This window comes from Bradyrhizobium sp. Pha-3 (genome assembly GCF_042258325.1).
In the GTDB taxonomy this organism is placed as follows: Bacteria; Pseudomonadota; Alphaproteobacteria; order Rhizobiales; family Xanthobacteraceae; genus Bradyrhizobium; species Bradyrhizobium elkanii.
Map to the genome: position 1 here is coordinate 2,232,880 of NZ_CP170151.1, position 24,505 is coordinate 2,257,384.

A 24,505-nucleotide genomic window follows, 5' to 3' on the forward strand; every position below is an offset into this window, starting at 1 on the left:
CGTGCTATCCTCGTATCTCGGAGGGTAGCGGCCGTCAGCTTATTGGAGGCACTAGTCCCCGTTAAAAAACGTGGTCCATGGGTGCATGCGAACTTGAGAGTGGTGACGCCGTTCCTGCGGCGATCCCGATTAGGAAGATGACGATTGGCATAGCCCAGACCCTCCTGCCCACAATCGGATGGAGGATTTGCGATGCCCAAGAGGACGACCGGTGACCGCCCGGAATTGAATCCCGTCAATGTTGGCGCAGCCGCCATCGACATTGGATCAAAAATACACATGGCAGCGGTCGACCCGATCTGCACCGACACTCCGGTACGTGCGTTCGGCACATTTACGCAGGACCTGCATGATTTGGCAGACTGGTTCAAAGCCTGCGGCGTGACTAGCGTCGCGATGGAATCCACCGGGGTCTATTGGATCCCAGCCTACGAGATTCTCGAGCAGCGCGGGTTCGAGGTCATTTTGGTCAATGCGCGTTACGCCAAGAACGTGCCTGGGCGCAAGACAGACGTCAGCGATGCCGCATGGCTGCGCCAGCTCCATTCCTATGGTCTGTTGCGCGGGAGCTTCCGCCCTGATGCCGAGATCGCAACCCTGCGGGCTTATCTGCGTCAGCGCGAGCGGCTAGTGGAATACGCAGCCGCTCACATCCAGCACATGCAAAAGGCCCTGATGGAGATGAATCTGCAACTTCATCACGTTGTCTCTGACATCACCGGTGCGACCGGGATGCGGATTATCCGAGCGATTGTCGCGGGCGAACGCAATCCCGACGTGTTGGCGACCTACCGTGATGTACGCTGCCATTCCTCAATTGAGACGATCCGCGCCGCACTGGTGGGCAATGATCGGGATGAACACGTCTTCGCGCTCACCCAGTCGCTGGAACTCTATGACACCTACCAGGCCAAGATGCTCGACTGCGATCGCAAGCTGGAATCCTTGATAACGGCGCTGACGGACAAAGGGGCCAAGCCAGTCGGCAAGCTCCCCAGACCGCGGGTGAAGACCAAGCAGGTCAATACGCCATCGTTCGATGTGAGGGCCGCTCTATACGGCGTCCTCGGCGTCGATCTGACCGAGATCCATGGGCTAGGTCCATCACTTGCATTGAAGCTCATTGGCGAGTGCGGCACCGATTTGAGGGCTTGGCCGACCGCCAAGCACTTCACCTCCTGGCTGTGCCTGGCACCGGGCAACAAAATCTCGGGCGGCAAGGTGCTCTCTTCGCGTACTCGGAGATCATCCAGTCGGGCAGCTGCGCTGTTGCGGCTGGCGGCCACCACCATCGGACGGAGCGATACGGCGCTCGGCGCATTTTATCGTCGGTTGTCCTCTCGTGCGGGTAAAGCGAAGGCCGTGACGGCGACCGCCCGCAAAATTGCGGTCCTGTTCTACAACACCCTCCGGCACGGCATATCCTACAAAGATCCGGGTGCCGACCACTATGAGGAACAATATCGTAGCCGCGTCCTCGCCAATCTGAAGCGGCGCGCCAAATCGCTGGGCTTCGTTTTGCAAGCTGTTCCCTGCGGCCCTGAGGTGGCTGTTTCTTAGGAAGTCGATCGCGATCTTTGCCGGAACCCGGACATGAGCTTCCGCTTCATCGAGGATCACCGCAACATGTATCCGGTTCGTCTGATGTGTGAGGTGCTCGAGGTCTCGCCGGCCGGCTATTACGCTTGGCGCACGCGCCCGGTGAGTGAACGGACACAAGCCAATGCCACGCTGCTGGCTGAGGTCCGGCAGGTCTATCAGAACAGTGGCGGGCGCTATGGCAGTCCGCGAATCCATGCCGCTCTGACGTCGCAGGGACGCGGCACCAGCCGTGGCCGGATCGAGCGGATGATGCAGCGGCATGGCATCCGAGCCATCATGGCGCCACCACGCCGGGTTCGCACCACCGACAGCCGTCATGACCTGCCGATCGCACCGAACCTGATCATGCGCGACTTCACGGCGCCTGCTCCGAATCGGGTCTGGCTCGCCGACATCACCTACAGTGCGCCTCGCCCCACAGTTGGGGAAGCGTATGACTGGAATGCAAAAGAGAAAGGAGGACTGAAAAAAAGTGACTTGTTCCCTGCTGTGAGGGGACATGAGCCCAAGCGGCGGTGACCTGTCGTCAACTGGCAGGGTGACGTAGCCCGCAGGTAAAGGGGATTGAGGCGAAGCCGTTAAGCCGAGATGGTCCCCGAGGCTGAAGTATTGGAAGGTTGAGAAACACGAACCGGTTCACCCGCATCTGAGGGCTGAAATGTCGCCTCCGCCTACACGGCTTAATAGGTGGAATGCTGATGATGTCGCCGGACAGATATGACGGCCGGCATCCGAACGCGAGCCCAGATGTAAGGACGCTCGCGAGGGGTCATGGGGAGAACGCAGCCAGACCATGGCATCGGCATCGACTTGCGGAAAGCAAGGGAAAAGACTGCGACCGGCAGCCTCACCAATACAACGACGTCCAGCATATGAACGAGGGAAGGCATGATGGAATGCCCACGATGCTTAGCGTCGCAAGGGAGTTGACCCTGATGTCCACCATGCTGGCGGAGTTTCCGTAGTAGTCCGCGGTAGGGAAAGCCTGCCACATGGCGAAGGGGAACAGTTCGAACTGCTTGGAGTGCAAACTACCTGACCGAATGAGGTGAAGACCTTTGATAATCAGTGAAATGCAGCACAAGATCGCGACATGGGCCGAGAGCGATCCGAACCGAAGGTTCGATCGCTTCCTTCGGCTGATTGCCAACCGGGAATGGCTTGCCGAGGCCGCTCGGATTGTTCTGGCGTCAAGTGGCGCACGAACACCGGGCATTGACGGAATAGATAAGCAACGATTGCAGGTCAGATTGGATCAGCATCTGGATGACCTGCGGAAAAGCCTGCTGGACGAGAGTTATCGCCCCCAGCCGGTGAAGCGAATCTATATCCCGAAAACCAATGGCAAGCTACGCCCACTGGGTATTCCGACTCTGACGGATCGCATCGTCCAACGAGCCATGCTCATGGCCATGGAGCCAATCTGGGAAAGCGACTTCCATCGCCTATCCTATGGCTTCCGGCCTGAACGGAGCGTGCACCATGCCGTCCGCACCGTGAAGATACAGCTCCAGGATGGAGCCGACATGACGAGGGGCCGCTGGATCATCGAAGGTGATCTGGCAAGCTACTTCGACACGGTCCATCACCGGCTGCTTATCAAATGTGTGCGGCGACGAGTGCAGGATGGGCGGTTTGTTGATCTTCTCTGGCGGTTCCTGAAGGCAGGTCACATTGACCGTGACCTGTTTACAGCCTCCAGCGAGGGTGTTCCGCAAGGTGGCGTGCTGTCACCGCTCTTGTCCAACATCATGCTCCATGAGTTTGATGCGTGGCTGGAGGCAAAATACCTGAGCGACAAGGCTCGCAAGGACCGCTGGGCATGGAACTTCGGCATCAAGCTGGGCCGCCCTATTACGGTTCGAGAGAACCGGCAATGGAAGCCGGCGGTTGCATATTGCCGATACGCTGACGACTTTGTCGTCATCGTAAAAGGGACCAAAGCTCAAGCAGAGGAAATCCGCGAAGAATGCCGCGCCTTTCTGGAAGGCAAGCTGAAATTGACGCTGAATATGGAGAAAACCCATATCACCCACGTCAATGACGGCTTCGTCTTTCTGGGGCATAGGATCATTCGCAAGCGAGGGTCGCACGGGCGCATGTCCGTCGTCACAACGATACCCAAGGAAAAGGCGAAGGGGTTTGTTCGCAGGCTCACTGAAGCCCTTTCCGGCAATCATAGTGTCAGCACGGTCGACATGATCGCTGGCCTGAACCGTCAACTGGCGGGATGGGCAGCGTTCTACAAGTTCACCGACTTCACCGCGTACGTATTCCGGCGCATCGACCATGTCGTATTCTGGAAAATGGCGCATTGGCTGGGGCACAAATACCGATCTCGCATCAAACCTTTGATGCGGAAATGGTACCGACCCCCGGAACCGGGCAAGGCGAAAACCTGGCTCGTGTTTGGTCGGCATGAACGCGGCGCGCCGCACGGAAAAGCACTTACCGGCTTGTTTCAAGCCCGAAGGCGCAGTTCCGGTGGCGCAATCCGGAGGAAAATCCCTACATCTTCCGAAAAGAAACCCGCAGCACTGTCACCTCGCACTATCATGATGTTGCTATGGCCATGGGCCAAGCTTGAACAGAGAGCCGTATGCGCTGAAAGGTGCACGTACGGTTCGGGGAGGAGAAGCGCGCTCGCGCTTCTTACTCCACTCCCGATGGCGCGCGGCTTCGTCTATTTGGCGGTTGTGCTCGACTGGTTCAGCCGCCGCGTGCTGTCGTGGCGTATATCGATCACCATGGAGGCGGCGTTCTGTGTCGAGACGCTTCAGAATGCCCTGGCTCGTCACGGCAAGCCGGACGTCTTCAACACTGATCAGGGCTCGCAGTTCAGCGGACAGGCTTTTACCGGCGTGCTCGCCGACAACGGCATTGCGATCAGCATGGACGGCAAGGGAGCCTGGCGGGACAACGTGTTTGTCGAACGGCTATGGCGCAGCGTCAAATACGAGGAGGTGTATCTGCGGGCCTATGACAGCGTCAGCGAGGCGCGCAACTCGATCGGCCGATATCTCGGCTTTTAGAACAGCAGACGTCCCCATTCGAGTCTTGACGGCCGCACGCCGGATCAAGCCTACTTCACCCCGCTGCCACTCCGCCTGGCGGCCTAACCCCGGCAGACGCTCCACTTATGGACGCGGAGATTCTGTTCAGACAATCGGGACCAGCTCAGTCTGCCGCCAGACGCCCATGCGAGCAGAATTTGCAACCTCGGGCAACGACATCTCCAATAAAGAAAAGAAAATGCAACAGTGAAACTACCTTAAATAGTATTGATATCCGTCTGCACGAGCGAGCAGGACCGGCCGTGACGTTTGAGTTATGCACAAAATCCTGGCGCGATCCGTGTTGATCGTGTCAACGCCGAAGCTCAGTGGCGCGGTGGTGCGCAAAACCGACGTAAAAAAGCACGGGAGATGGACGCCCCCGGCCTTGCAATGAAATCGCGCGCTCGCAGCCTAGTTTCCTCGGCTCCTATTCGCATGTGGAGGTCACGGAAATATTCGCACTGCCGGGCAACGGGCAAGCGCCGCTCAACGTCGTCTCAATTCTCGTCGCTGAAGAACAGCGTTCCCGAGATGCTTGGTATCAAGCGATACACCAGCGGCTTACACCGGGATCGTCGGAGGATGCTCAGACGAAAATGAACTCCGGCATTGCGTCTTCCTGACAGCACGGGAGAATCGCACACGACGTCGATCTGCGGGGCTCGCGGTCAACGCCGGACGGCGCCTACCCGCGCACTCCCTCCCATTGTACCGCTGCTTCGCACTTTTGGCCGCTTCGCTCGAAGCGCTTCGAGATGATGGTTTCGGCGAAAGAAGGCCGACACGGCACGCGTGTTCAGACGTTTTCGAAGTTGTCTTGCGAGGAACGAACCCATCCTGTCCAACCGGCCCGGCGCGACCGTACCTGGCGAATAGGCGAACGACCGAATTGAATTCATATGCTCGGATGTACTCCCAAAGCGCGGCACGATCCGCATTTGAGAGATGATTGATCCTGTCGCAGGGTCGCGGAATTTCGCCGAGCAGGACCAGCCAATACGAGAAGAGCTCGCCGAAACCGACGGCTCCAATGACATCGTGGCGTATGAGATGCTCGACCCGTTCCAACCAGAGCAGAAAGTTGTCGAAGGCGGAGCGGACGGCAAGAGTTCGGTCCGTGAATACATTCGTTTCAGTTTGCTCGGATTGCTGCCGTTTCCAGTGGACGGCCAGCGCTATGGGCAGCTCACGCACGTCGAAGATCTGGCCCTTCAGCGTTTCCTCCTTCCAAAATGGGGCGTTCCCATAATCCAACAGACGCATGACAAAACGTACATCAGCGTCTTCAAAGAAATCCTTGGTTTGCTCGGATGCTGCCAACGCGCGCTCGCGCTGTCGGGTCAAGTTCGCCTGCGCGCTGTTCATGTAATACCGATAGAGGCCGAAGATCGAACCGGCCGCGGTCAAGGTCAAGCCGATCAGTGCCTCCGAATTTGAGTCGGGCATTGCAATCTTCTTTGCACACTAGGGAGCTGTGTCGTTCGCGGGTGTTGCCACGGCTGTGCCGCAAGTGAAGCCTGGCTCTAAGCAGGACTGGATCACCCGCAACTTATTGACGTCGCCGGCGCCCCATCAACGCCGCTGCCCAACACCTGGAGGCATGGACGAGTCAATGCGTTGAAATTACTGCAGCGAGGCATCGGCCGCTTGTTGATCGGAACGCGAAGCGGCCAAATAGAGCCGCTCCACCCGAACGGCGCTGAAGACATGCTTATGACAACTGCCGCTCATGGTCGATCGAATTGGCCGGTCCTCTACATTCGTGAACTTGAAGGCCCGTGACGGCAGGTGAGCATGAAGGTGCAGTCTACAGGCGGCCAACATGGTTGGCCTTCTCCCATTTGGTTTCGAGATCGTCAGCGACGTACTTGGGCGGCTGCGCCATGCTTTGATCGAAGTAGTGCCCGAAGTCCACGTGGGCCCTCATATTGTCCGGGCGATAGTCTCCTATCCGGTCGTATAGCAGGACCGGACCGGCCGCAAAGCGAGCGTAGACGGACTTGTGCATCGGTGAGGCGGATTGGCCTGTTTTCGAGTCCACCGGGAGGTAACGCACGCCGGCCCTTAGCAATCCATTCGCCTGTTCGTTGTGCTGGCGACCAGCGGGATCAGGCGAGAGCCGTAATACGCTGCCGTCATGCTTGAGCCCATGTGGAATCAGGGATGCGCCCGCAACCATCCAGTTCAGGGCAACATCCGACAGACGAGCTTCGTTTTCCAGGTAGCCGCCGCCGATATCGGCATGGACGCCGGGAAACCATACCTGCTCAAAGTAAAGGTTGCCCAGGGCGTCGCGTTCGTCCGCCTTACCTGCCGTCGGCGACCAAGGCACTCTCTTGAAATCCGCCCGCTTCTCGTCGATCGAAATCGCATGCTTGGCGTAGCGGACATTCCTGTTGAGCGTGGTGTCATAGAATTTGTGTTTGGGAGGTGCCAAGTGCAGCGTCAGCATCCGCTTCCAGAAGCTATAACCCGGCAGAGGCAGCGCAATCTTCAGATAATTGATGATAAAGGCGATTACCGCCGCGGCGAGCCCGAGGTAACTCAGGATTCGGACGGCGAGCCCCGCCCAAGGGAAAACGGGTTCGAGCAGGCTGCCGACCCAATGCAGACCGAACAAGAGCGCGATGGCGAAGACCACCAGCGCTGGCCCAAGATACTTGTGCCCGAGAGCCGCCACCGTATCGAACACGCCGATGAAGTATGGGAATACGTTCGCTTGCTCGGTGCGTCCTGCTGTCTGCGAGCTCCCATGTTCCTTCCTGAACTTCGCAGCGATCGCGTCGCGGGTTTCAAGCAGGAATTGACGGTAGCCCTTCGTATCCTTGCGGCTATAAGACGGGCAAAATTGATAGACGTTCTTGACCGCGTGCTCCGCGAGCTTGTGGATGCTCTTGGGATCGCGTCGTAACGGGGAGCCGTCGGGTAGGTTGCGTGGGATACCGCACGATGACATGACGCCCGCAACCGAGCGCACTGTATATGCGCCGCGACTGAACCCGATCAAATAGATGCGATCACCTTCTTCGTACAGGCTGATAATTGCCGCATAGCAGTCGACAATGTTCCGGGTGATGCCGAGCCCCGTTGCCATGCTGGCGAGATTGTACAGCCAACGCATCCAGCCGATCTTGAAGTGACCACCATCGGATGCTGAGCCAAGTCCGGGATCGTAAAAGGCAACCTGTTCGACTGGTGCGACCTGTGTGTCCGGGCCTACGCGGCACGCCCTATAGAGCTTGTAGACGTTCGTCCGTGCTTCGTCGAATTTGATGCCGCCGGCCTGGCCTGTGCCGTCGGAGAAGATCACGATATTCTTGGGCATCGCACCCCATTCCCCCAAAATCGCGCCGATAAACCATCTATATCATGGACGCGTGCGAAAAAATGCGCGTCTTGACCAATGAAAGGGTGAAATCCTGCGCATCAGGCGACTACGTGCATGCGACATTCGAGTTTCTGTCTGCAGAAGCGATAGTCAATACCAACTCGTCGACGGGGCACCCGAGCGCCAGAGCCGATCAGCGCTCTGAAAGCCGAACGATTGCCACTAGCAAGAGAGGGATCTGGGGGCGGATCTGAGCGAATGGTGCCTGTAACTTCACCCGCCGAAGCAGTCCGCTCCCCACTGTGCGTCAGCGTCTTAGTTCTGGTAGAATACTGATTCGATGCGACCGTTGGTGCTCTATGACATGCCTGCTGGGCCTCGCTCGCGCGTCGGCCTCAGGAGCGGTTGGTCTGAACGCATTCTATAGCAAGGCATTTTAACTTTCGTCCGGTTTCCACGATCCCACGATCGTGGCACCAGCCACAGGGAATAAGCGCTCCCGGTGCGATCGAAAACCGTCGGTTCGACGTAGTTGATCTCGACCCCGACGAAGCGGCTGCCGCAGGCATACTGGATGGCGTCCTTGCGGTAGCCCACGACAACCCGTCACCTCACCGACACCGGTGACCTCCAGATTCCGCAGGGCGTCGCACAGGATCGGCACGCCGTTAACCCCGACTTGTGCTTTTGGCCGCAGATCCGTCAACGGCCGCGGGCGCGGGCCGAGGCCGGCTGCAAGCCCGATAGCGCGGCGAGGAAATTCAGCCTGGTGCTAACCTTCCGCAATGCTAAGCACGTCGAACCCAGCAGGACTTCAGTTCCACGAGTTCAAAGTTGCGGACAAACGCCGCAAGGCCTTGTCGAGCGAGCCAAAATCAATCCCATACGAGAGCCGGACCCCGTCTGAATCGCCAAAGATCGTGCCCGAAACCGTCGCGACACCAGCGTCCATCAGCAATACGTTAACGACGTCATCGGCGGTGAATTCGGGGCCCGGGCCCTTAGTGCTTTGCCGCCATCCTTTGAGATCTAGATAAAAGTGGAATCCGCCTTGAGCTGCGGGTTGGGGGATCGACTTCAGGGTCGAAAGAATCGAGAGCCCAAGCGTTCGCGCCTCGCTGACTTGCCGTTGAAGTTTTTGTTGGAATACGTCATCACCGGAGTCCAAATGATGGAACAGTGCATGCTGGCAAATGACATCTGGATTGCAGGCCGTATCGCGTTGTAGCGCCAGCGCGGCGTCTATAACGGATTCTGGGCCGGCGAGATAGCCGATCTGCCAGCCGGTCAGGGCGAGGGATTTGGAGAACGAATTGACGATTAGAGTGCGGTGACGCGCCGCAGGAGCAATCGACAGGATTGGATGATGGGTGTGTGGAGCATGGGCGAAGGCCCCATAGCATTCATCGAACACAATCCAGAGGTCCCGTTCGGCCGCAAGCCGCGCAATTTCGGTAAGAGTTTCGCAGTCGTAAATCGTGCCTGTCGGATTGTTCGGGGTGTTGACAACGATCGCTTTTGTCTTTGACGTAACTGCCGCAGCTAGATCCGAAGGCTTTGGAACGTAATTGTTGTCCCTTGTCTCGATGAAGATCGGCACTCCGCCTGCCAAGAGGACCTGCGCGGGGAAGGAAGTCCAATGCGGAACGGGGATGAGCACCTCATCTCCCGGATTCAGAAGCACCATCGCCGCGCTGAACAGAGCATGCTTGGAGCCGCTCGTAACTGCGACTTCGTCCGTCGACCAAGGTTGACCAGTCTCGGAGGAAATTCTGCGAGCGATCGCCTCCCGGAGCTTCGTCGTGGGGCCTGTCTCGGTGTCGCGGTTGATGCTGCGATTGATCGCGATGATCGTGCCCTCGCGCACCATCGGCGCTAGATCACTCCGGATCTCTTCGGCGGTCAGATCAATGATATGCTCGGCGCTCGCCGCAGCTGCTTTGGCCGCGGTCCACGCCGCAGCAGTGTCCAAGCGTTTAAATAGGGCCGTCCGCTCCGCCAGCATGTGCGCTCTCCATTAGCCCGGCATGTCACGATTGGTGCTGCGAGGCGAACCTGGTCGCCCCCCAAAGGGACAACCTGCTCATACTGAAGCCGACGGCGGTCATCTACTTAACTTTGTCGTTGTTCGATCGCCGCTGAAAGGCCGAGGAATTGCGACCGAAGCATGCCGTCAACTTTGATGGCCGAAGAGCTGCCGAGCCGATCGTGAGTCCGTGCGCCAAAAACGGTTTCATGTCGGCTGTCCTACAAAATCGGTGCCGCCGTCTGAGTGAAAAGCCCCGCATTGCTGCCCAGAAAAATATCGAGCTTCCGCTGGTGCCAGTTCGTCATATCTTAGCAATTCGAAGACCCCATGACGCATCGCGATAATAGGCTCAATGCTCGCAGTGTTCTCCTCGGTCATAATACGACGACAGACTTGCCGCATTGCCGCTATTGCCGCTCGCGCCGGGTGATTGGCCCAGATCACTGTGGAGATGCGAGCTTTACGATACACAGAAGATGATGTTCGATAATATTTCGTAGGAACGATCGCGATGGGCAATTTGTTCTGCCAAGCGCGCGCGAACGCAACGATCTTTGCGGCACACCTTCGCGAGTGAACGAGGATCGCGTCGGCTCCGGCATCCGGGTAAGCGTGGGCGCGCATAATTGCCTAATCCATCCCTTTACCGCCCATCAATGCCTCGATCCGGGTCACAAGAATGAAGTCTTCGGCCAATGCATCCTTCACCGCGCGCAGACGGCCGGAGAATTCGTCGACTTCGGCGAGCGGATGGCGAACGCCAACAAACGAGTTCGTCTTGGGGAAGCTGCTATCCTCCAGCGCGACACCGGCTGCGCCCGGTTGATGGAGTTTGCGTGCCAGCAGACGAGCGTTGTTGAAGTTACCCAAGTCGCCATCACCGTCGACGAGGACAGGCAGTCGGGTCGTGTCCACGATCCGCTCGGCGAGTTGGCTCCAGGACGCTTCGTTCGCGTCACGGTAACCGAGCGAGCAGGCGATCGACAGGCCAGATGCCCAAAGCCCTTTGAAGCCTGCGCGCTCGGCGATTGCGGCGGAGAGGCCGTCATGTGCGTCCATAAGAAACGATAGTTGACTGCTGGAGCAGACCTCGGCCCGCAACATGTCTGCAACTGGCGAATCAGGGGAATGATCGGACGATTGGCGAGAACAGATTGGGATTGATCTTGCATGCCAATTCCTCGCTTGATCGGCTGACTTTCATGCGGTGAAGTGCCATCCATCGGTCATGTGAATCAATTGCGAGTTTGGGTAGTTGACTGGCCCCTAGATTGTTGTGTCAAGGTGCGCAGGAACATGGCTGAGACCGAGGGTGACATGTTTCCGCCGCTCAGACCGGTCAAGTGCACGTGCAGACTCCTCGGCGATATATCGACGTTCATCCCTCGACAAGTGATGTGCTTTTGTCAATCTCGATCAATTGCCCGAAATGGTAGGTGACACAAAGAGAAAAACGGGGGATCTCGGGAGCGGGACTTGAGCCGGCGAAGCCGATCTGCGCGTTAGCTCGACACCGCTTTAGCTCGACATCGTGCTCGCGTAAGAGGTTCGAGAGCAAAGCATCAGCGCCGTCCTGGAACGTCTCTTCTGATAATACTATACGAGTTCGCCCGTAGCGAGCGCATGAGGCCGCGGACCGTCCTGCTATTGTGGCGTTGGATTGGTCCGAAAATCGAGTTCAAGTTTACGCTTTACCTCGATGATGCGCTCTGGATGACCGCCGTTCTCGAAGAGAGCATATCTCAGCGCTTGGGCGCGGCTGATAAAAAAACCACCAAAGGCGCCCCGGCGTTCGCGGGCAACCCAATTGCCGGCACGATCTCGGCCAACGAGAACAATCCGTGGGGGTGAGATACGCGAACGAGGCTCGACGGGCGACTTATGCTGCGCATGATGGAATGACATCAAGGATCATCTTCGTCGCGGCCCGCATAGGCTATTAGGGTTAAGTCGTGGCAGGCACAGAGCTGGTAGAGTACTTCAATCGCGAACCGGGTTCTCCTATCAGTTCTAGCAAGTGGGAGAGGCGCGCGTTGCCGGAGCGGGCTGGTGGCCAAAAGTGCGCGATGGTCTACTGTTGGTCCGTAGGATGTTGTTGTCGCAACGGAATGAGCCACCACCGCGGCCCGAAACGCGGACGGTGGCCTCTTGCGGCGGATGATGGAGGACGAGCCGGAGTGGGAGACAAACGCCACGGCTCGCGAGCGTCTGCCTGATCGCACGATAGATCTGGTGGTCGTCGCTTATGAAACAACCGCTACCACGTTGAACTGCCCCTGCTTGCCTCATCTCCGGACGTCCAGGAAACCCTCCGCGAGCAGATCAACAAAGGCGTCTACGGCGATGAGACCGTGCCTGCAGCCTTCGATCCGACCACGTTACTGCGCCAGGTGATCTGGGAGGCTATACAGCGTACTCTGGTTCAACATTTGCTACGTGACCAATGATGTTACGATTGAAAATTATCGTTTCGTAAAGGGCTCGGGCGTGATGCTTCTTCCTTCCTGATCAATCGGCATTCCTCATGATATTCGGAGCCGGACCGATTCCAGCCCGATCGTTACTCGAGGGGCGAAGCTGGGTCGCTTTTTCCATTCAGCAACGGCCCGCGGGTCTGCATCGGCCGCACGCTTGCGAAGCTGGAGATGCAGGCTTTTGTCTAAGGGCTGTTTCGTCGATTTAGCTTGAAGCGGCGTGCACTCCTTGCCCGATCGGGAGAGTCCTGTTGTAGCCTGATCGGGACGTGATGGTGAAGCTGACGCCGCGGAGTACTTAAGCATCCTGTTTCCGGTTCAGGTCTGCCTTGATTGAACAAGGCAGCGGCCTGCATTCTTGCGCCGCCAGCCAGCCAGAGTGGCCAATTGGTCTGCAAGAACCCCGTCATCAACAAAATAGGACGATCTTCCACGAGTTGATCACTCCTTCCGGGACACGAAGGCAAGACGTTTCGGACCGGGTGGATAACAGGCAAGTCCGCTTCGCCATGACCGTAGACTATTGATCAGCGCGCAGGCGACCGAATCAAAGTGAGCCAACAGAATCGCTGCGCGTCCTCGCGCGTAGTTTGCTGGGGCGGCTTCCTCTCGTGCACCAGCGTGTCAGATGCTCGCCGCTCGGATTGCTGCGGCTGTAGACTTTTACGCAGGACGATAGCATCCATAGAGGCCGGAGGAGGGAGCGCTGCGAGGCGATCTTTTTGGCACGAGAATTGAGATCGTCGCCGAGGGCCTCCGGGCCAGGATTGATGCTGAACCGCCTTGATCAGTTGCGGCCAGTTGTCAGGGGCTGATCCCGGATCGGCGTCGATGACTTCCAGCAAGCCAGCGTGGAGAAGTGTGCGAACACTCGATCGATCATACGGAACGGGGATAGAGGTTCGCTACGCAATCCAGAAAGAAGATCCTTCACAGGTGCTTCCGAAGAGGTTCTGACTTCTGAAGGGGCCGCTTCACTCGCCGCTAGAGTGGGCGGCGATACACTACGATGGGTTGATAGCGAAGCGCGCGGGTCTGGACCTCGGGTCGCAGCGCAAAATGCGTCCGTATGCGGGTCTTAGTTGCGGAAACCGTACAGGGCCGCTGGAGTCTCGTTCAGGATCCGTCCTCTCGCGTGCTCATCTGGAATGAGCTCCTCAAGCCAGTCCAACGTCTGCGCATAGCATGGCGCGTAGGCGTGGGCGGCTGTCACGTTTGGCCACTCCGATCCCCAGAGCAGCTGTTTCGGCCCGAGCCCCTCCAGCAGCCGCCCCGCTGCTGCCCTGGCCCAGGCATCCGGGACGCGTCCTAGTCCCGACAGCTTCACCCATACCTCGGCGCCTTCGGCGAGCGCCAAAAGCCGCTGCAGGCGCGGATCCCAAGCGGGATCGCGGGTGCTGTCCGCGAGCCCGAAGTCCCGTAACACCAGACGATGGCCGTCGGCCAGGAGCAGCTCTGCGAGGTGCTCTCGTCCTTCGAGCCCGCCGGACACCTCCAGGTGGAAGCCCAGTTGGAGGGCAGCCTCAAAGCATTCTGCCAGTTCGTCAGGATCGTCCAGGGTTAGCGCCAAGCCCGCCGCGCCCGATCGGCCCCACGCCTCCAGGACCTCAGGCGCCGGCGGTTTCAGGATGGGCGGAATGATCCTCACGGGCATTCGGGTCTGGCTCGCCTGAACGAAGAGTTCTGTCGGATCGTCGCGCAGGAAAGCGGGTTGGACCAGAACCAGCCCTGTGATCGCGCAGCCGCGCGCCGCGCTTTCCAGTCGTTCCACGGAGCCGTCGATGACGGGTGCTACCAAACGGCTCTCCTGGCGGAAGGCGTGAACCTCGCAGTCGATCCTCATTGTGCACGCCCGCCGCAGGCCGCAATCGCCAGAGCGCCAGCCAGACCGTCATACGCTCGAAACCTCAGCTCGTCGACGCTTGCCGGGCGTGCGTAGAGACACGCAAACGTCTGCTTGGGCGCGTTACGCATGACGTCCTGCCTCGTGTCCGGATCGTGGCGCTCGATCATCCGTGATCTCGCCGATAGAGCCGCGTTTCCGGGCGGAATGCTCGCGGCCATTACAGTACGGGCTCGCCGTAGATGCTGCCTTGGTTATGAACGCAGGATTTCCATCGCGAGCTTGTGGTCCTTAGCGCGAACTGGAAATGGGGACAATGGCGAGGGCGGAGGCAGATCAAATCGTTCAGTACGTTTCGGACAAAGCGGCGCGAGTTCTGCACGTCGCGGCGGGTTCACGCCTAGAATGAGACGAGTTTGAGCGGTTGACGATGTCCAACAACATTCCGCCAACCGATGCGCATCTGGCGCCAGCATTTCCGGGCGGCTCCCTCAAGCCTGACCCCATTGGGCAGAGAGCTTCGGAGAGTTTGTTCTACGTGAGCTTTCCCTGGGTCCTCGCTTGGTAAGCTTGCGACCTGCAACCAGTGCAGTTGCGGGTCCGTTGCCACAAGGTGACCCTTATCCCGGGGGCTGCTTCGTCTTACGGGATGGACGCTTCGGCTTGCGGCCTTTAGGCAAGGTCCTGGGCGGCCTCGCACCCTCCGGAGGCTCAACAAAGAATTCAGACATATGGACGCCGAGCGTTTTTGCCATTCGTTCAAGAAGATCAATTGTCGGGTTCTTCTTCTGCAGCTCGATTCCGTTCATATAGGAACGGTCAACGTCGGCGTCGTAAGCCAGCTGGTCTTGCGGAACACCGCGTTCTTCGCGGATCCGAAGCACATTCCAAGCCACCAGCGCACGAGCATTCATGCGCTCAGGCAGCCATTTGATTGTCTATCAAACCACTGGCTATAACCCTCGTATTACGTTAGCTTCGCCGGAACGAGTTGAGCCGTCTCTGCGCGTAAGCTTCAACGAGAAAGCCGGCTAGCCGGATGTCGCCGGCGGGCCAGATGAGGCGGTCCTGGCGAGCTATGGCAAGCGCATTTGATGATCTCCTGGCGACTTCCTGATGTGAAAGCCGACCGCGCCGACTGCAGGAAAGTTGCGCGGATCGTCCGGCACGTTGTTCCAGATTGCCGGCTAGCGAGCTCGCGCGGCGCTCAATCATCTGGCGCGTGCAAAATGGATCATCGACGGCGGCCGCGTGCTCGCCGTCGGCAACCAGTAGCAGGGGTCGCCGGAGTTCGTCATTGAAAAGAAAGCTTCCCCGCCCGGCTGGACGGCGCAGCCGGAACACCGACCACCAATCGGCACGTGTTTGCTGGGCCAGGCGGTACAGGGCGATCTTTTTGTTGGCAACGGGCAGCGAAGCTGACGAGCGCTGCACGGGAAGTCCGATTTCGCTTTTGAGCAACCCGGGACGGAAATCAAATGCACACCGAGGAGTGAGCGAAATGGAGGCAAACGGGACGAGACGCCTTGCCAGGGGGCTCCGCTGCCGGCTGACATCCGGCAGGAAGAATATTTTTGTCGACTGCGACCATCGGTTCCCTACGAAGCGCCTCTGAATACCGCTACAGTCGCCTGGTTCAAGGCTTTCGCATTTTGCAGGATTTTCAGGCCGTGTCGTTCGATCCCAAGGTTGCAGATCTGGCACCAAGCGCGCCCGGGCTCACGGACTACGATGAGCAACACGCTGTCACCTATATGCGTATCCTCGACGCCGAAGCCGACAACGCAGACTGGCGCGAGGTTGCACGCATCGTGCTTTGTATTGATCCCGCCCTTGAGCCTGATCGCGCCCGTCGCGCTTTCGACAGTCATCTGGCTCGTGCCAGATGGGTGGCGCGCCACGGCTACCGTCATCTGCTGCGTCGCGATCGGCCGACGAGTGAATAATCAATCAATTTCAAATGGACGCGAGGTCTTCCGAAGGTCCAGTCTCGAAGTCCGATCTCAAAAGCAGGCCGTCCCGTCAAGTGATTGGATCGATCTGGAATCTGGCGTAGCCAGAAATGGTTCCGACTGTCGCGCCTGCAATTTCCTTGCGCGAACGCGCGCGGGCACGTTCACCAGACTGCGTGCCAGACCGGATATGTGAAGGCTTTGCCTGCCGCGGGTCTGAATGACCGGTGTGTCGGGGCGCGGCTCCAGCCCCCCGGGTCCAGGCGGGCGGGATGATTGCTATTGGACCGAAACCAGCAAACGTCGTCCAGACGGGCGAGATTGTCGTTCCCGGCCAACAGGGCGGTGCCTGTCGCCGCAGCCTCGAGTATCACGCGAGCAGTGCTACCTCTTCCTGCGATGACGGCGGACCGGCTTTCGCCCCTTGCGCAAGGTCGCGGGAGCCGTCGCGCCTTTTGGTGGCTGAACGAACAACTCGGACAGATGAACATCCAGTGTTTCCGCGATACGATCGAGAAGATCGATTGTCGGGTTCGCCGATTGCCGCTCGAGACCGCTCATATAGGAACGATCGACCCCGGCATCGTACGCCAGTTGCTCCTGCGGGATACCGCGATCTACGCGGATCCGGCGGACATTCCAGGCCACGAGCGCACGAGCTTTCATGCGCCAAGGCAGCCATTCGGATGGCCATCAAACCACGGGCTATAACCGAACTAATAAAACGAGCACCGACAATGCTGATGGGTAGGGGCCGTACCCAAACAATACGATGTCCCACTGGCTCCGGATATCGCCACATCATGCCCGCCGGGCGGCGCTCACGGCATGATCAACGGTATCCGATGACGCAACTACGTCTTCTTGCCTGGAGAAACCTGCTATAAGAAGCCGGCAGCTGGCTTGCACACTCCTCTTCAACGACGGGGAGCTTTACGGCGCTAAACTATCGCGCCTGAACCCGGTCCATCAACCGGGCTTCCGGTTCTCCAAACAACTAGCAGCTCGCCTCTGGAATCGCGGCCTTTTTACAGAGCCGGGCAACCCATCGGCAAAAGGCACGGGCGATTTCGGGATTGTCACTGCGGTCGACTGCATAGGCGCGATATTGCATACCACTGGGCGTACGCGATCCCGGGATCACATGCAGCGCCCCTTCGCGCACGAGATCGCTGACGATGATTTCTGGCGCGACCAGCAGGCATTTTCCTGTCAGGACAGCCGGCAGGGCAAGGTAATTGTGGTCGTATCGCGCCCCCGACGTCATGTCGCTTGCGGTCAGATTCATTGCCCTCAGCCATGTCGGCAGGATGTCGGGCCGGGAGGTCACGTTCAGAATTGGCATTGAACGGACGATCGAGAGCGTCTTTCCCATAACATGGTTTGGGGAGCCCACGCATACGAGCGTCTCATTGTGGATCTCCCAGTCGTCGGCTGGCTCGATGACGGTCAGATCGCGGGTGATCAGGATGTCGAAATTGTCGGATGAATTCGGCGGCGACAATGAACTGATCACGTCCACGATGACGCCGTCCATCTCGGCGGAAAATGCCTGCAGATTTGGAATCAGAAACGAGTAGGCAAAGGTCGAAAGCGATGTGCGGACCACAATGCGGTTCGTGTCCGACCGGTTGCGCCGTCGCATTCTCTTCGTGGTGAAACACACCGTATCAAGGGGTTCGGCAACGGTGTTGGCAAACAGCCTTCCGAACTCCGTCAACTGGCTTCCCCGGCCTCGCCGTTCCACGAGGTCTGTACCGAGATAGTCCTGCAACACGGCCAGATAACGGCTGACGGAGCTCTGGGTTGCGCCCAATGCGCTGGCCGCACGCGTTACGCTTCCTTCCCGCGCGATGGCCACAAATACCCGGATTGCATTGAGGGGCACTTCATCCTGCTCGACGGCCATCTTCTGCTCCGGTAGCATCTGCAATGGGCTGGGTTGCCACGGATGGCCTTTGCGAAAGCGAATACTCCATCACATTATTCGATGGGTATGGTCGGAGTTCTGCTTATCAATGCTGTCGCGCGCGTGAAAGCGGCTTCTTCGTACGCTTCGTGCAGTTTGGCGCGGTATCACAATCGCGGAGGCCGTATTTCCGATGCGTATGCTGGCGCGCTGGAAAGTGTGATCCCGGTCATCGCTGTTCCGGGAATCGACAGCGCAACCAGTTTCAGGAGAGCAAAACGGCTTACCTGCATTTTCCCGCTGGCGCGGAGTGTAGGGCCCTGAGTGAAGCCGGAGCCTGGTACTGTTTCAGGATCTTGCTGTTCGGCGATGATTTCAAGTCAAATGCTCAACGAAGGAAGCGGGCTTCAGCTGCCTTGATCCCTTCGGTCCGCTGAAGTCTGAAAATCTCCTCCACAGGCAGAATATCCTTGTGCACGTTCTGGACGCCGCCATCGGCGATGATCCGGCGGAACGTTTCCTGCATGCAGGTTGCCGCGGCGCGGATGCCGTAATTGCCGTAGATCATCATGCGGATATTGCCCAGCGCCCTGGCGCGTCGGGCATCCAGATCCGGGTAGGCATTCGGTACAACCACCAGCGGCACCGCTCCGGTCCAGGCGCGCGAGAAGCTCTCGATCTCGCAGGCATCCTTCTTTTTCGAATGGATCAGAATCATGTCGGCGCCGGCTTCTGTGTAGGCCAGTGCCCGGCGCAGGGCTTCCGTCTCGCCCAGACCTGCAATCAATGCCTCGGTGCGGGCAATGACGAGAAAATCCGGGTTCCGTCTTGTTGCGGCCGCAGCCTCGAGCTTGCCCTGGAATTCTTCGATCCGCAGCAGCTCCTGCCGACCACCCGCAACAAGGCTCGTGACCTTCGGAAAGGTCTTGTCTTCGATGACAACCGCGCTGGCGCCAGCCCGCTCGTATTCACCAATTGCATGGATGACATTGATCGCATTGCCGTATCCCGTATCGATGTCGGCAACGATCGGCAGCGTCGTACGTCCGGCAATCGACCGCAGCATATCGAGATGCTGCGCCATCGAGATCAGACTCATGTCCGCGAGCCCGTAAAGCGCTGCAAGTTCGAAGCCGGAGGCCCACAGGCCATCGAATCCGGCTTCTTCGGCTAAAATCGCGGAAAGAGGGCTGTGGGCGGCCATGATGTGGACAAGGCCGATCTCGGCCATGAGGGCGCGGAGGCGTCTGGCTGGGGACATGATGAAATCTTTCATAGCTGGGAGACGGAGACGGTGATGCTGCGCTCGCACGCGGGGCGATCGTCCGGACGACGAGGCGCGAGCAAGCCGGATACGGGGTGAAGCCGCGAACCTTGCGATCCAGGACCGCGGTGCCGGTTTCCATCGCGCTTGCCGTGCGAGGCGAGGGCTTTTCGATGAAACCTGTGCAGTGAGTGGAATGCCGCAAAACCTGATCCGGCACACGGCACGAAAGCTGCCCGCCCGGATTCAGCCAGCCGGGCGCGACACCACGGCATTGCCGCGATGCGATCGTAAGGCGCGGCATGAAAACATACGATTCATCGCGGGCCGCCTCGATCGCAACCCCGTCCGGGTGGGGGCACGGTGTTGATCTCTCCACCTCCTCGGACGGATCGAGGCTGGCGACGAATTCATTCAGGACGAGGTGTCCGGCGTCACGGCTGGCTGCGATCCGGTAGTTGTTCCAACCGCGTGCAAGGTCGTTGGCACTCTTGATCGCCACGGACAGCCACGTCGTCCTGACGGAGGATCTGCCGCGCTCATGCCGGATAATCCGGATGCCTGCCTCACCGGCGAAGGTGCCGGTCCCCAAACCGGCGGCCCCCCGACTGAAGGCGAGCGGACCGGTGCTTCGGGCGCGCGGCAACTGCGTCCATGCTCCGGCATCAGGAGGCCGGACGGCATCGAGCTGGGCTGCAGCGGGCGACAAGACAGGATTCCTGAAAGAAGACATGATGATTGTTCATCTCTATCCGCGCCCGGACGCGAAGACCAATCGGGCTATCGCATTTTTTGGATCAACCAATCGAAAGTTGCGGTAACTGAGGATCGGATCTCCGCTCGGCCCTCGCGCTGACCGGCGCCAGCAGCCGAGGCAAGTGAGTACGACGAACGGCTGCTGCCATCTCGCGACATCATCGCGTGTGATGCCGCAAGCCTTGCGAGCCCGGCGGAGCCGGGCAGACGCATGAGCGGATGACAGTGCCGGTGCGATGGGCGGTGATTTGATGATATCCGGCACGCCAGGCAAGATGACGCCCAAGGTGTGCCTTGTCCGCTTCGCCGCCGTCACACTGGTATGGTGGCCGAACGGCCAACGAAAATACAGTTGTTGTCTGGACCGGCCATTCGGATCGGTCTGCCACGTTCAGATGTCCGGCGCGGCGTCGGATGCGGCCGATCGAAAACCGGACAGCAGTTCGCCTCCACCACGACGTCCGCGCGCGAGAGCCCGTACCATCGAAACGGCTCAGTCTTCCGGCGACATCGGCTGACCGGGTTGCATGTCATCGCATGATTGCAAGTTCCTATTGAGTTATTCGATGGGTGTCATCCAGCCTTAGCAATGGAGGTCTTGAAGTCGTCACGGGCTGGCGAACACGTCAGCTTTCACGATGGTCTGGAAGTGAAGTTATGGCATCCGTGCAGATTGACGGCATCCGGAAGAACTATGGCCCGACGGCGGTCTTACGCGGTGTGTCGCTGTCGATTGCGGACGGCGAGTTTCTGACCCTGTTGGGACCATCGGGATGCGGAAAGTCGACGCTGCTGCGGATTCTGGCAGGCCTCGATGTACAGGACGCAGGCTCGATTTCGATCGGCGAGCGGGCAGTGGATGGGCTGCGGCCGAAGCTGCGTGATGTCGCGATGGTGTTTCAGTCCTACGCGCTCTATCCCCATATGACGGTCGCCTCCAACATGGCGTTGCCGCTGCGGATGCGGCGCCTCTCGGCCATGCAGCGGTTGCCTGTTCTCGGCCGCCTGATGCCAGGAAGAGCGCGGATCTCTGCCGAAATCGAGGCCGAAGTAACCCGGACAGCCGGCTTGCTCGGGATCGGTCACCTCTTGGAACGCAAACCTGGACAGCTCTCCGGAGGCCAGCGGCAACGCGTCGCGGTTGGCCGCGCCATGGTGCGCCATCCCGCCGTATTCCTGATGGATGAGCCGCTGTCCAACCTCGACGCCAAATTGCGGGTGCAAATGCGCGCCGGGATCAAGGAACTGCACCAGAGGATCGGCGCCACGTTCGTCTATGTCACGCATGATCAGGCCGAGGCCATGACGCTGTCGGACCGGGTCGCGGTGATGCTCGACGGCGAGTTGCTGCAGGTCGCGCCGCCGCAGGACATCTATGCCGATCCCGATGACCGACGTGTTGCCGAATTCATCGGCTCGCCCAGGATCAACATCCTCGACGGCGTGGTGCGCGAGCGTGGCCTGATCGATGTAGCCGGATCGACGCTTCCGATCGAGGCCGATGCGCTTTCGGGCGTGGCTCTCACCCTCGGTGTTCGTCCGGAGGCTTTTCAACTCGCCGAACATCGCGGTCCGGACACATTGACCGGTTCTGTGCGCCTGATCGAGCATATGGGATCCGATCTCTTCGTGCATCTCGACCTGCCGGGCATCGATCATCCCCTGATCGCAAGGCTGCTCGCCGAACGGGCGCCCCGGATCGCGCCGGGGCAGACCTTGCATCTCGGCGTCCGGGCGGATCGCGTGCTGCTCTTTACCCGTGACGGACGTCGTTTGCGCCGCGAGGCCGGGCAGGGCCCGGGATCGGTCGCCCCGCTCCGGGAGATTGCCTGATGGGCAAAGCCGTTGCGCTTTCCGGTGCTGCCGACGGGGCGTGCCCGGCCGGTGGCGAGCCGACGTCGTCCCTTGCGGCGCGAAGACGGGTTGCTGCAGAGGTGCTGGCGGGCTGGACGCTGGTCGGGCCTGCCGCATTCCTCCTGGTCATCCTGTTCTTTCTGCCGGCGACGGGCATCTTCGTCATCGCGCTCACGGATTGGCAGTTCGGGGCGCGTTCGCTTTCCTTCGTCGGCCTCGCCAACTTCCGCGAGGTCTTTGCCGACGCCGGTTTCAGGACTTCGCTCCTCAATACGGTCTTCTACGTTTTGATGGTCGTGCCGGGCACCGTTGTGCTCGGCCTTCTGGTTGCGCTTCTTGTCGAAAGCGGCAGATCCTGCCGGTCCTTTTACCGGGCCGTTCACTTTCTGCCCTTCATGGCGACGATCACCGCCACGGCGATCGCCTGGGACGCGCTGCTGCATCCGGCGATCGGCCTCGTCAACCAGATACTCGCGGCGCTCGGCCTGCCCGTTGCCAACTGGCTGCGCGACGAGAATACCGCGCTGCCGGTGCTCGCCGTCATCGGGGTCTGGCAGAACCTCGGCTACGCCATGGTGCTGTTCCTCGCCGGCCTCAAGAGCATTCCTCAGGACCTTTATGATGCGGCCGATATAGACGGTGCGGATCGTGCGCTCGACCGGCTGCGTACCGTGACACTTCCCATGCTCGGTCCGGTCTCGATGTTCGTCGTCATCGTCGTGGCGCTGAGAGCGTTCGAGACGTTCGACACCGTGAAAGTGCTGACACAGGGCGGTCCCGGCCACGCCTCGGAAGTCCTGCTCTATACACTGTACCGGGAGAGCTTCGAATATCTGCACACCGGATATGGTGCCGCCGTTGCCGTCGTCTTTCTCGCCATCGTCGTGACGCTCACGCTCGTTCAGGCCCGCGCCATGGACAGGACGGTGCACTACCAATGAGCGCTATCACGTCTGCCAGGTGGCTCTCGCCGGTTGCCGCCATTTTTCGGGATGCCGTGCTGCCCATCACCGCGGCGGGTGGCTTCGTCGATCTGCGTCAACGGTATCGCCGCCCGCCGCGCCAGCCTGCGAAATCTTCCCGTTGCCCGGCGACATTGCGTCGGGGGAGGGGGCGGAGCTGTCAGACAACACGCCAACGGAGGCAATCGATGTTTCCTTCACGCAGGACCTTCCTGTCGATGGCAAGCGCTGCGGCCGCAACGCCGGTCCTGAGGGCCCGTGCGCATCAGCAGACGACGATCCGGGTCTGCTATTCTCCGGCCTCTCTGAGGGGACTCTATGAGGCGCTTGCGCGACGTTTCATGGAGACCCGTCCCGATATCAAGGTCGTTCTCGACAGCCCAGCCGTCGACTATGACGGCCTCGTCCAGCAGACCTTGCGGCAGAACATAACGAAGCAGCTGCCTGACATTTCCCACCAGGGCCTGAACCAGATCCGGCCCCTGGCTGATCGCCGGATAGCGGTGCCGCTTGATCGCTTCATCGCAGGCGATCCGGCGTGGAACACGATCGGCGTTCCGCAAGAAGTGACATCGTTTGCGTCATACGGCGGCAAAACCTGCGCCCTGCCGTTCGCAATTTCCGTTCCCGTGCTCTTCTACAACATGGATCTCGTGAAGCAGGCCGGCGGTGACCCTGACAACCTGCCTGACGACTGGGATGGCGTGATCGCGCTCGGCAGGAAAATCGGCGCCCTCGGCGAGGGGACCGGCGGCCTCTATGTCGAATACACCAATAACGGCTGGTCGTTCCAGACGCTGGTGGGCGCCTTCGGCGGCCGGATGATGAGCGAGGACGAAACAAGGATCAGCTTCGACGGCCCGGCCGGCCTTCAGGCGCTGCAGCTGTTGCAACGTCTCGGAAAGGAAGGCCAGCCAGGCTTTGAACGGGACCAGGCGCGGCAGGCATTCCGGGCGGGAAAGCTCGGTATCCTGTTCGGCGCAAGCAGTGCGCTCAACGGCTATCAGCAGTCGGCGGCCGGCAATTTCCGGCTGAAGGTCGGATCATTGCCGGTCTCATCGGCAAACGACAGGCTTCCGGCCGCAGGCAACGGCATTGTCATGCTGACTGATGATCCCAACAAGCAGAAGGCTTGCTGGGACTACATCAAATTCGCAGTCGGAACGGCCGGCCAGACCATCATGGTCGAGGCCACCGGCTACGTGCCGGTAAATCTTGCCGCGATCAGCGATCCTGCTGGGCTCGGCAAGTTCTTCGACGCCCACCCGGAGCATCGCATCGCCAGTCAGCGGATTGCGATGATGACAGGCTGGTTCGCCTTTCCGGGCGAGAACAACTCCAGGATCATCAAGGCCATCGAGGATCACTGCTATCTCGTGGTCTCGCAGAAGCAGGATCCGGCCGCGGCGCTCTCAAGCCTCGGGAAGGACGTCGATGCGCTGCTGCCGCACTGAGGAAGGCCGGCACGGGAGCGCC

Annotated in this window: 16 protein-coding genes and 5 pseudogenes; 11 read left to right on the forward strand and 10 right to left on the reverse strand. The window is 59.7% G+C overall.

The genetic code is table 11. The annotated features are described in order from the left end of the window. Positions 1-192: 192 nt before the first annotated feature. The 5 genes and pseudogenes from ACE10X_RS10600 to ACE10X_RS10620 all read left to right on the forward strand — a co-directional run bounded on the left by ACE10X_RS10600 (position 193) and on the right by ACE10X_RS10620 (position 6,095). Positions 193-1,560, forward strand: a complete 1,368-nt coding sequence (locus tag ACE10X_RS10600) for an IS110 family transposase (protein ID WP_018273530.1) — start codon at positions 193-195, stop codon at positions 1,558-1,560. 33 nt (positions 1,561-1,593) lie between these two features. Then, the gene (locus ACE10X_RS10605; RefSeq protein WP_304498924.1) at positions 1,594-2,121 is read left to right on the forward strand and encodes an IS3 family transposase; all 528 of its coding nucleotides are present in this window, start codon (positions 1,594-1,596) and stop codon (positions 2,119-2,121) included. 539 nt (positions 2,122-2,660) lie between these two features. Continuing rightward, positions 2,661-4,189 (forward strand): annotated as a pseudogene (ltrA, locus tag ACE10X_RS10610) (group II intron reverse transcriptase/maturase). Positions 4,190-4,253: 64 nt separating this feature from the next. Then, positions 4,254-4,721, forward strand: a pseudogene (locus tag ACE10X_RS10615) (transposase); the annotation flags it as partial. A gap of 882 nt (positions 4,722-5,603) precedes the next feature. Continuing rightward, positions 5,604-6,095 (forward strand): hypothetical protein, encoded by a 492-nt coding sequence (locus tag ACE10X_RS10620; RefSeq protein WP_375764181.1) that lies wholly within the window; start codon positions 5,604-5,606, stop codon positions 6,093-6,095. A gap of 370 nt (positions 6,096-6,465) precedes the next feature. On the opposite strand, the gene ACE10X_RS10625 is transcribed toward ACE10X_RS10620, so the two are convergent. The 4 genes and pseudogenes from ACE10X_RS10625 to ACE10X_RS10640 all read right to left on the reverse strand — a co-directional run bounded on the left by ACE10X_RS10625 (position 6,466) and on the right by ACE10X_RS10640 (position 11,119). Next, positions 6,466-7,983: a DUF2235 domain-containing protein gene (locus ACE10X_RS10625; protein WP_304498932.1), complete on the reverse strand. Its 1,518-nt coding sequence runs from the start codon at positions 7,981-7,983 to the stop codon at positions 6,466-6,468. Positions 7,984-8,463: 480 nt separating this feature from the next. After that, positions 8,464-8,731: pseudogene (locus tag ACE10X_RS10630) on the reverse strand (phosphocholine cytidylyltransferase family protein); the annotation flags it as partial. 69 nt (positions 8,732-8,800) lie between these two features. Then, positions 8,801-9,991: a pyridoxal phosphate-dependent aminotransferase gene (locus tag ACE10X_RS10635; protein ID WP_304498933.1), complete on the reverse strand. Its 1,191-nt coding sequence runs from the start codon at positions 9,989-9,991 to the stop codon at positions 8,801-8,803. Between the two features lie 228 nt (positions 9,992-10,219). Beyond that, a pseudogene (locus tag ACE10X_RS10640) lies at positions 10,220-11,119 on the reverse strand (isocitrate lyase/phosphoenolpyruvate mutase family protein). A 609-nt stretch (positions 11,120-11,728) separates the two neighbouring features. Between ACE10X_RS10640 and ACE10X_RS10645 the strand changes: the two are divergent. Together ACE10X_RS10645 and ACE10X_RS10650 are read left to right on the forward strand one after the other, a co-directional pair. Then, the gene (locus ACE10X_RS10645) at positions 11,729-11,866 is read left to right on the forward strand and encodes a hypothetical protein (RefSeq protein WP_369525563.1); all 138 of its coding nucleotides are present in this window, start codon (positions 11,729-11,731) and stop codon (positions 11,864-11,866) included. Between the two features lie 737 nt (positions 11,867-12,603). Further along, positions 12,604-12,678 (forward strand): annotated as a pseudogene (locus ACE10X_RS10650) (cytochrome P450); the annotation flags it as partial. Between the two features lie 889 nt (positions 12,679-13,567). On the opposite strand, the gene ACE10X_RS10655 reads toward ACE10X_RS10650, so the two are convergent. The 3 genes from ACE10X_RS10655 to ACE10X_RS10665 all read right to left on the reverse strand — a co-directional run bounded on the left by ACE10X_RS10655 (position 13,568) and on the right by ACE10X_RS10665 (position 15,766). Then, positions 13,568-14,332, reverse strand: coding sequence for an amidohydrolase (locus ACE10X_RS10655; protein ID WP_304498935.1), 765 nt, complete (start codon positions 14,330-14,332; stop codon positions 13,568-13,570). Between the two features lie 620 nt (positions 14,333-14,952). Next, on the reverse strand, positions 14,953-15,246 hold the full coding sequence (locus tag ACE10X_RS10660) for a helix-turn-helix domain-containing protein (protein ID WP_304498936.1): 294 nt from the start codon (positions 15,244-15,246) through the stop codon (positions 14,953-14,955). Positions 15,247-15,304: 58 nt separating this feature from the next. Continuing rightward, positions 15,305-15,766 (reverse strand): hypothetical protein, encoded by a 462-nt coding sequence (locus tag ACE10X_RS10665; RefSeq protein WP_304498937.1) that lies wholly within the window; start codon positions 15,764-15,766, stop codon positions 15,305-15,307. 140 nt (positions 15,767-15,906) lie between these two features. On the opposite strand from ACE10X_RS10665, the gene ACE10X_RS10670 reads away from it, so the two are divergent. Then, complete coding sequence (locus tag ACE10X_RS10670; protein ID WP_375764182.1) at positions 15,907-16,278, forward strand: DNA -binding domain-containing protein; 372 nt, start codon at positions 15,907-15,909, stop codon at positions 16,276-16,278. A gap of 390 nt (positions 16,279-16,668) precedes the next feature. Here the strand turns inward: ACE10X_RS10670 and ACE10X_RS10675 are convergent, their stop codons facing one another. The 3 genes from ACE10X_RS10675 to ACE10X_RS10685 all read right to left on the reverse strand — a co-directional run bounded on the left by ACE10X_RS10675 (position 16,669) and on the right by ACE10X_RS10685 (position 19,424). Continuing rightward, entirely contained in the window at positions 16,669-16,950 is a 282-nt protein-coding gene (locus ACE10X_RS10675; protein ID WP_038388629.1) for a helix-turn-helix domain-containing protein, read from the reverse strand. Positions 16,951-17,281: 331 nt separating this feature from the next. Further along, positions 17,282-18,193: a LysR family transcriptional regulator gene (locus tag ACE10X_RS10680; RefSeq protein WP_304498938.1), complete on the reverse strand. Its 912-nt coding sequence runs from the start codon at positions 18,191-18,193 to the stop codon at positions 17,282-17,284. A 388-nt stretch (positions 18,194-18,581) separates the two neighbouring features. Then, positions 18,582-19,424, reverse strand: a complete 843-nt coding sequence (locus tag ACE10X_RS10685; RefSeq protein WP_304498939.1) for an isocitrate lyase/phosphoenolpyruvate mutase family protein — start codon at positions 19,422-19,424, stop codon at positions 18,582-18,584. Between the two features lie 1,446 nt (positions 19,425-20,870). Between ACE10X_RS10685 and ACE10X_RS10690 the strand changes: the two genes are divergently transcribed. The 3 genes from ACE10X_RS10690 (at position 20,871) to ACE10X_RS10700 (ending at position 24,483) form a co-directional block, all read left to right on the forward strand. Continuing rightward, the gene (locus ACE10X_RS10690) at positions 20,871-22,046 is read left to right on the forward strand and encodes an ABC transporter ATP-binding protein (protein ID WP_304498940.1); all 1,176 of its coding nucleotides are present in this window, start codon (positions 20,871-20,873) and stop codon (positions 22,044-22,046) included. Beyond that, complete coding sequence (locus ACE10X_RS10695) at positions 22,046-23,008, forward strand: carbohydrate ABC transporter permease (RefSeq protein ID WP_304498941.1); 963 nt, start codon at positions 22,046-22,048, stop codon at positions 23,006-23,008. Before ACE10X_RS10690 ends, ACE10X_RS10695 begins: the two co-directional genes overlap by 1 nt. Positions 23,009-23,217: 209 nt before the next feature. Then, entirely contained in the window at positions 23,218-24,483 is a 1,266-nt protein-coding gene (locus ACE10X_RS10700; protein WP_304498942.1) for an extracellular solute-binding protein, read from the forward strand. The last annotated feature ends 22 nt before the right edge of the window (positions 24,484-24,505 follow it).

What these genes read in the sequence shown, in the direction of transcription:
- ACE10X_RS10605 (WP_304498924.1), top strand. Translation starts at nt 1,594, where the DNA reads ATGAGCTTCCGCTTCATCGAGGATCACCGCAACATGTATCCGGTTCGT.
- ACE10X_RS10655 (WP_304498935.1), bottom strand. Translation starts at nt 14,332, where the DNA reads ATGAGGATCGACTGCGAGGTTCACGCCTTCCGCCAGGAGAGCCGTTTG.
- ACE10X_RS10680 (WP_304498938.1), bottom strand. Translation starts at nt 18,193, where the DNA reads ATGGCCGTCGAGCAGGATGAAGTGCCCCTCAATGCAATCCGGGTATTT.
- ACE10X_RS10645 (WP_369525563.1), top strand. Translation starts at nt 11,729, where the DNA reads ATGACCGCCGTTCTCGAAGAGAGCATATCTCAGCGCTTGGGCGCGGCT.
- ACE10X_RS10685 (WP_304498939.1), bottom strand. Translation starts at nt 19,424, where the DNA reads ATGGCCGAGATCGGCCTTGTCCACATCATGGCCGCCCACAGCCCTCTT.
- ACE10X_RS10600 (WP_018273530.1), top strand. Translation starts at nt 193, where the DNA reads ATGCCCAAGAGGACGACCGGTGACCGCCCGGAATTGAATCCCGTCAAT.
- ACE10X_RS10625 (WP_304498932.1), bottom strand. Translation starts at nt 7,983, where the DNA reads ATGCCCAAGAATATCGTGATCTTCTCCGACGGCACAGGCCAGGCCGGC.
- ACE10X_RS10635 (WP_304498933.1), bottom strand. Translation starts at nt 9,991, where the DNA reads ATGCTGGCGGAGCGGACGGCCCTATTTAAACGCTTGGACACTGCTGCG.
- ACE10X_RS10695 (WP_304498941.1), top strand. Translation starts at nt 22,046, where the DNA reads ATGGGCAAAGCCGTTGCGCTTTCCGGTGCTGCCGACGGGGCGTGCCCG.
- ACE10X_RS10700 (WP_304498942.1), top strand. Translation starts at nt 23,218, where the DNA reads ATGTTTCCTTCACGCAGGACCTTCCTGTCGATGGCAAGCGCTGCGGCC.
- ACE10X_RS10620 (WP_375764181.1), top strand. Translation starts at nt 5,604, where the DNA reads ATGATTGATCCTGTCGCAGGGTCGCGGAATTTCGCCGAGCAGGACCAG.
- ACE10X_RS10675 (WP_038388629.1), bottom strand. Translation starts at nt 16,950, where the DNA reads ATGAAAGCTCGTGCGCTCGTGGCCTGGAATGTCCGCCGGATCCGCGTA.
- ACE10X_RS10690 (WP_304498940.1), top strand. Translation starts at nt 20,871, where the DNA reads ATGGCATCCGTGCAGATTGACGGCATCCGGAAGAACTATGGCCCGACG.
- ACE10X_RS10660 (WP_304498936.1), bottom strand. Translation starts at nt 15,246, where the DNA reads ATGAATGCTCGTGCGCTGGTGGCTTGGAATGTGCTTCGGATCCGCGAA.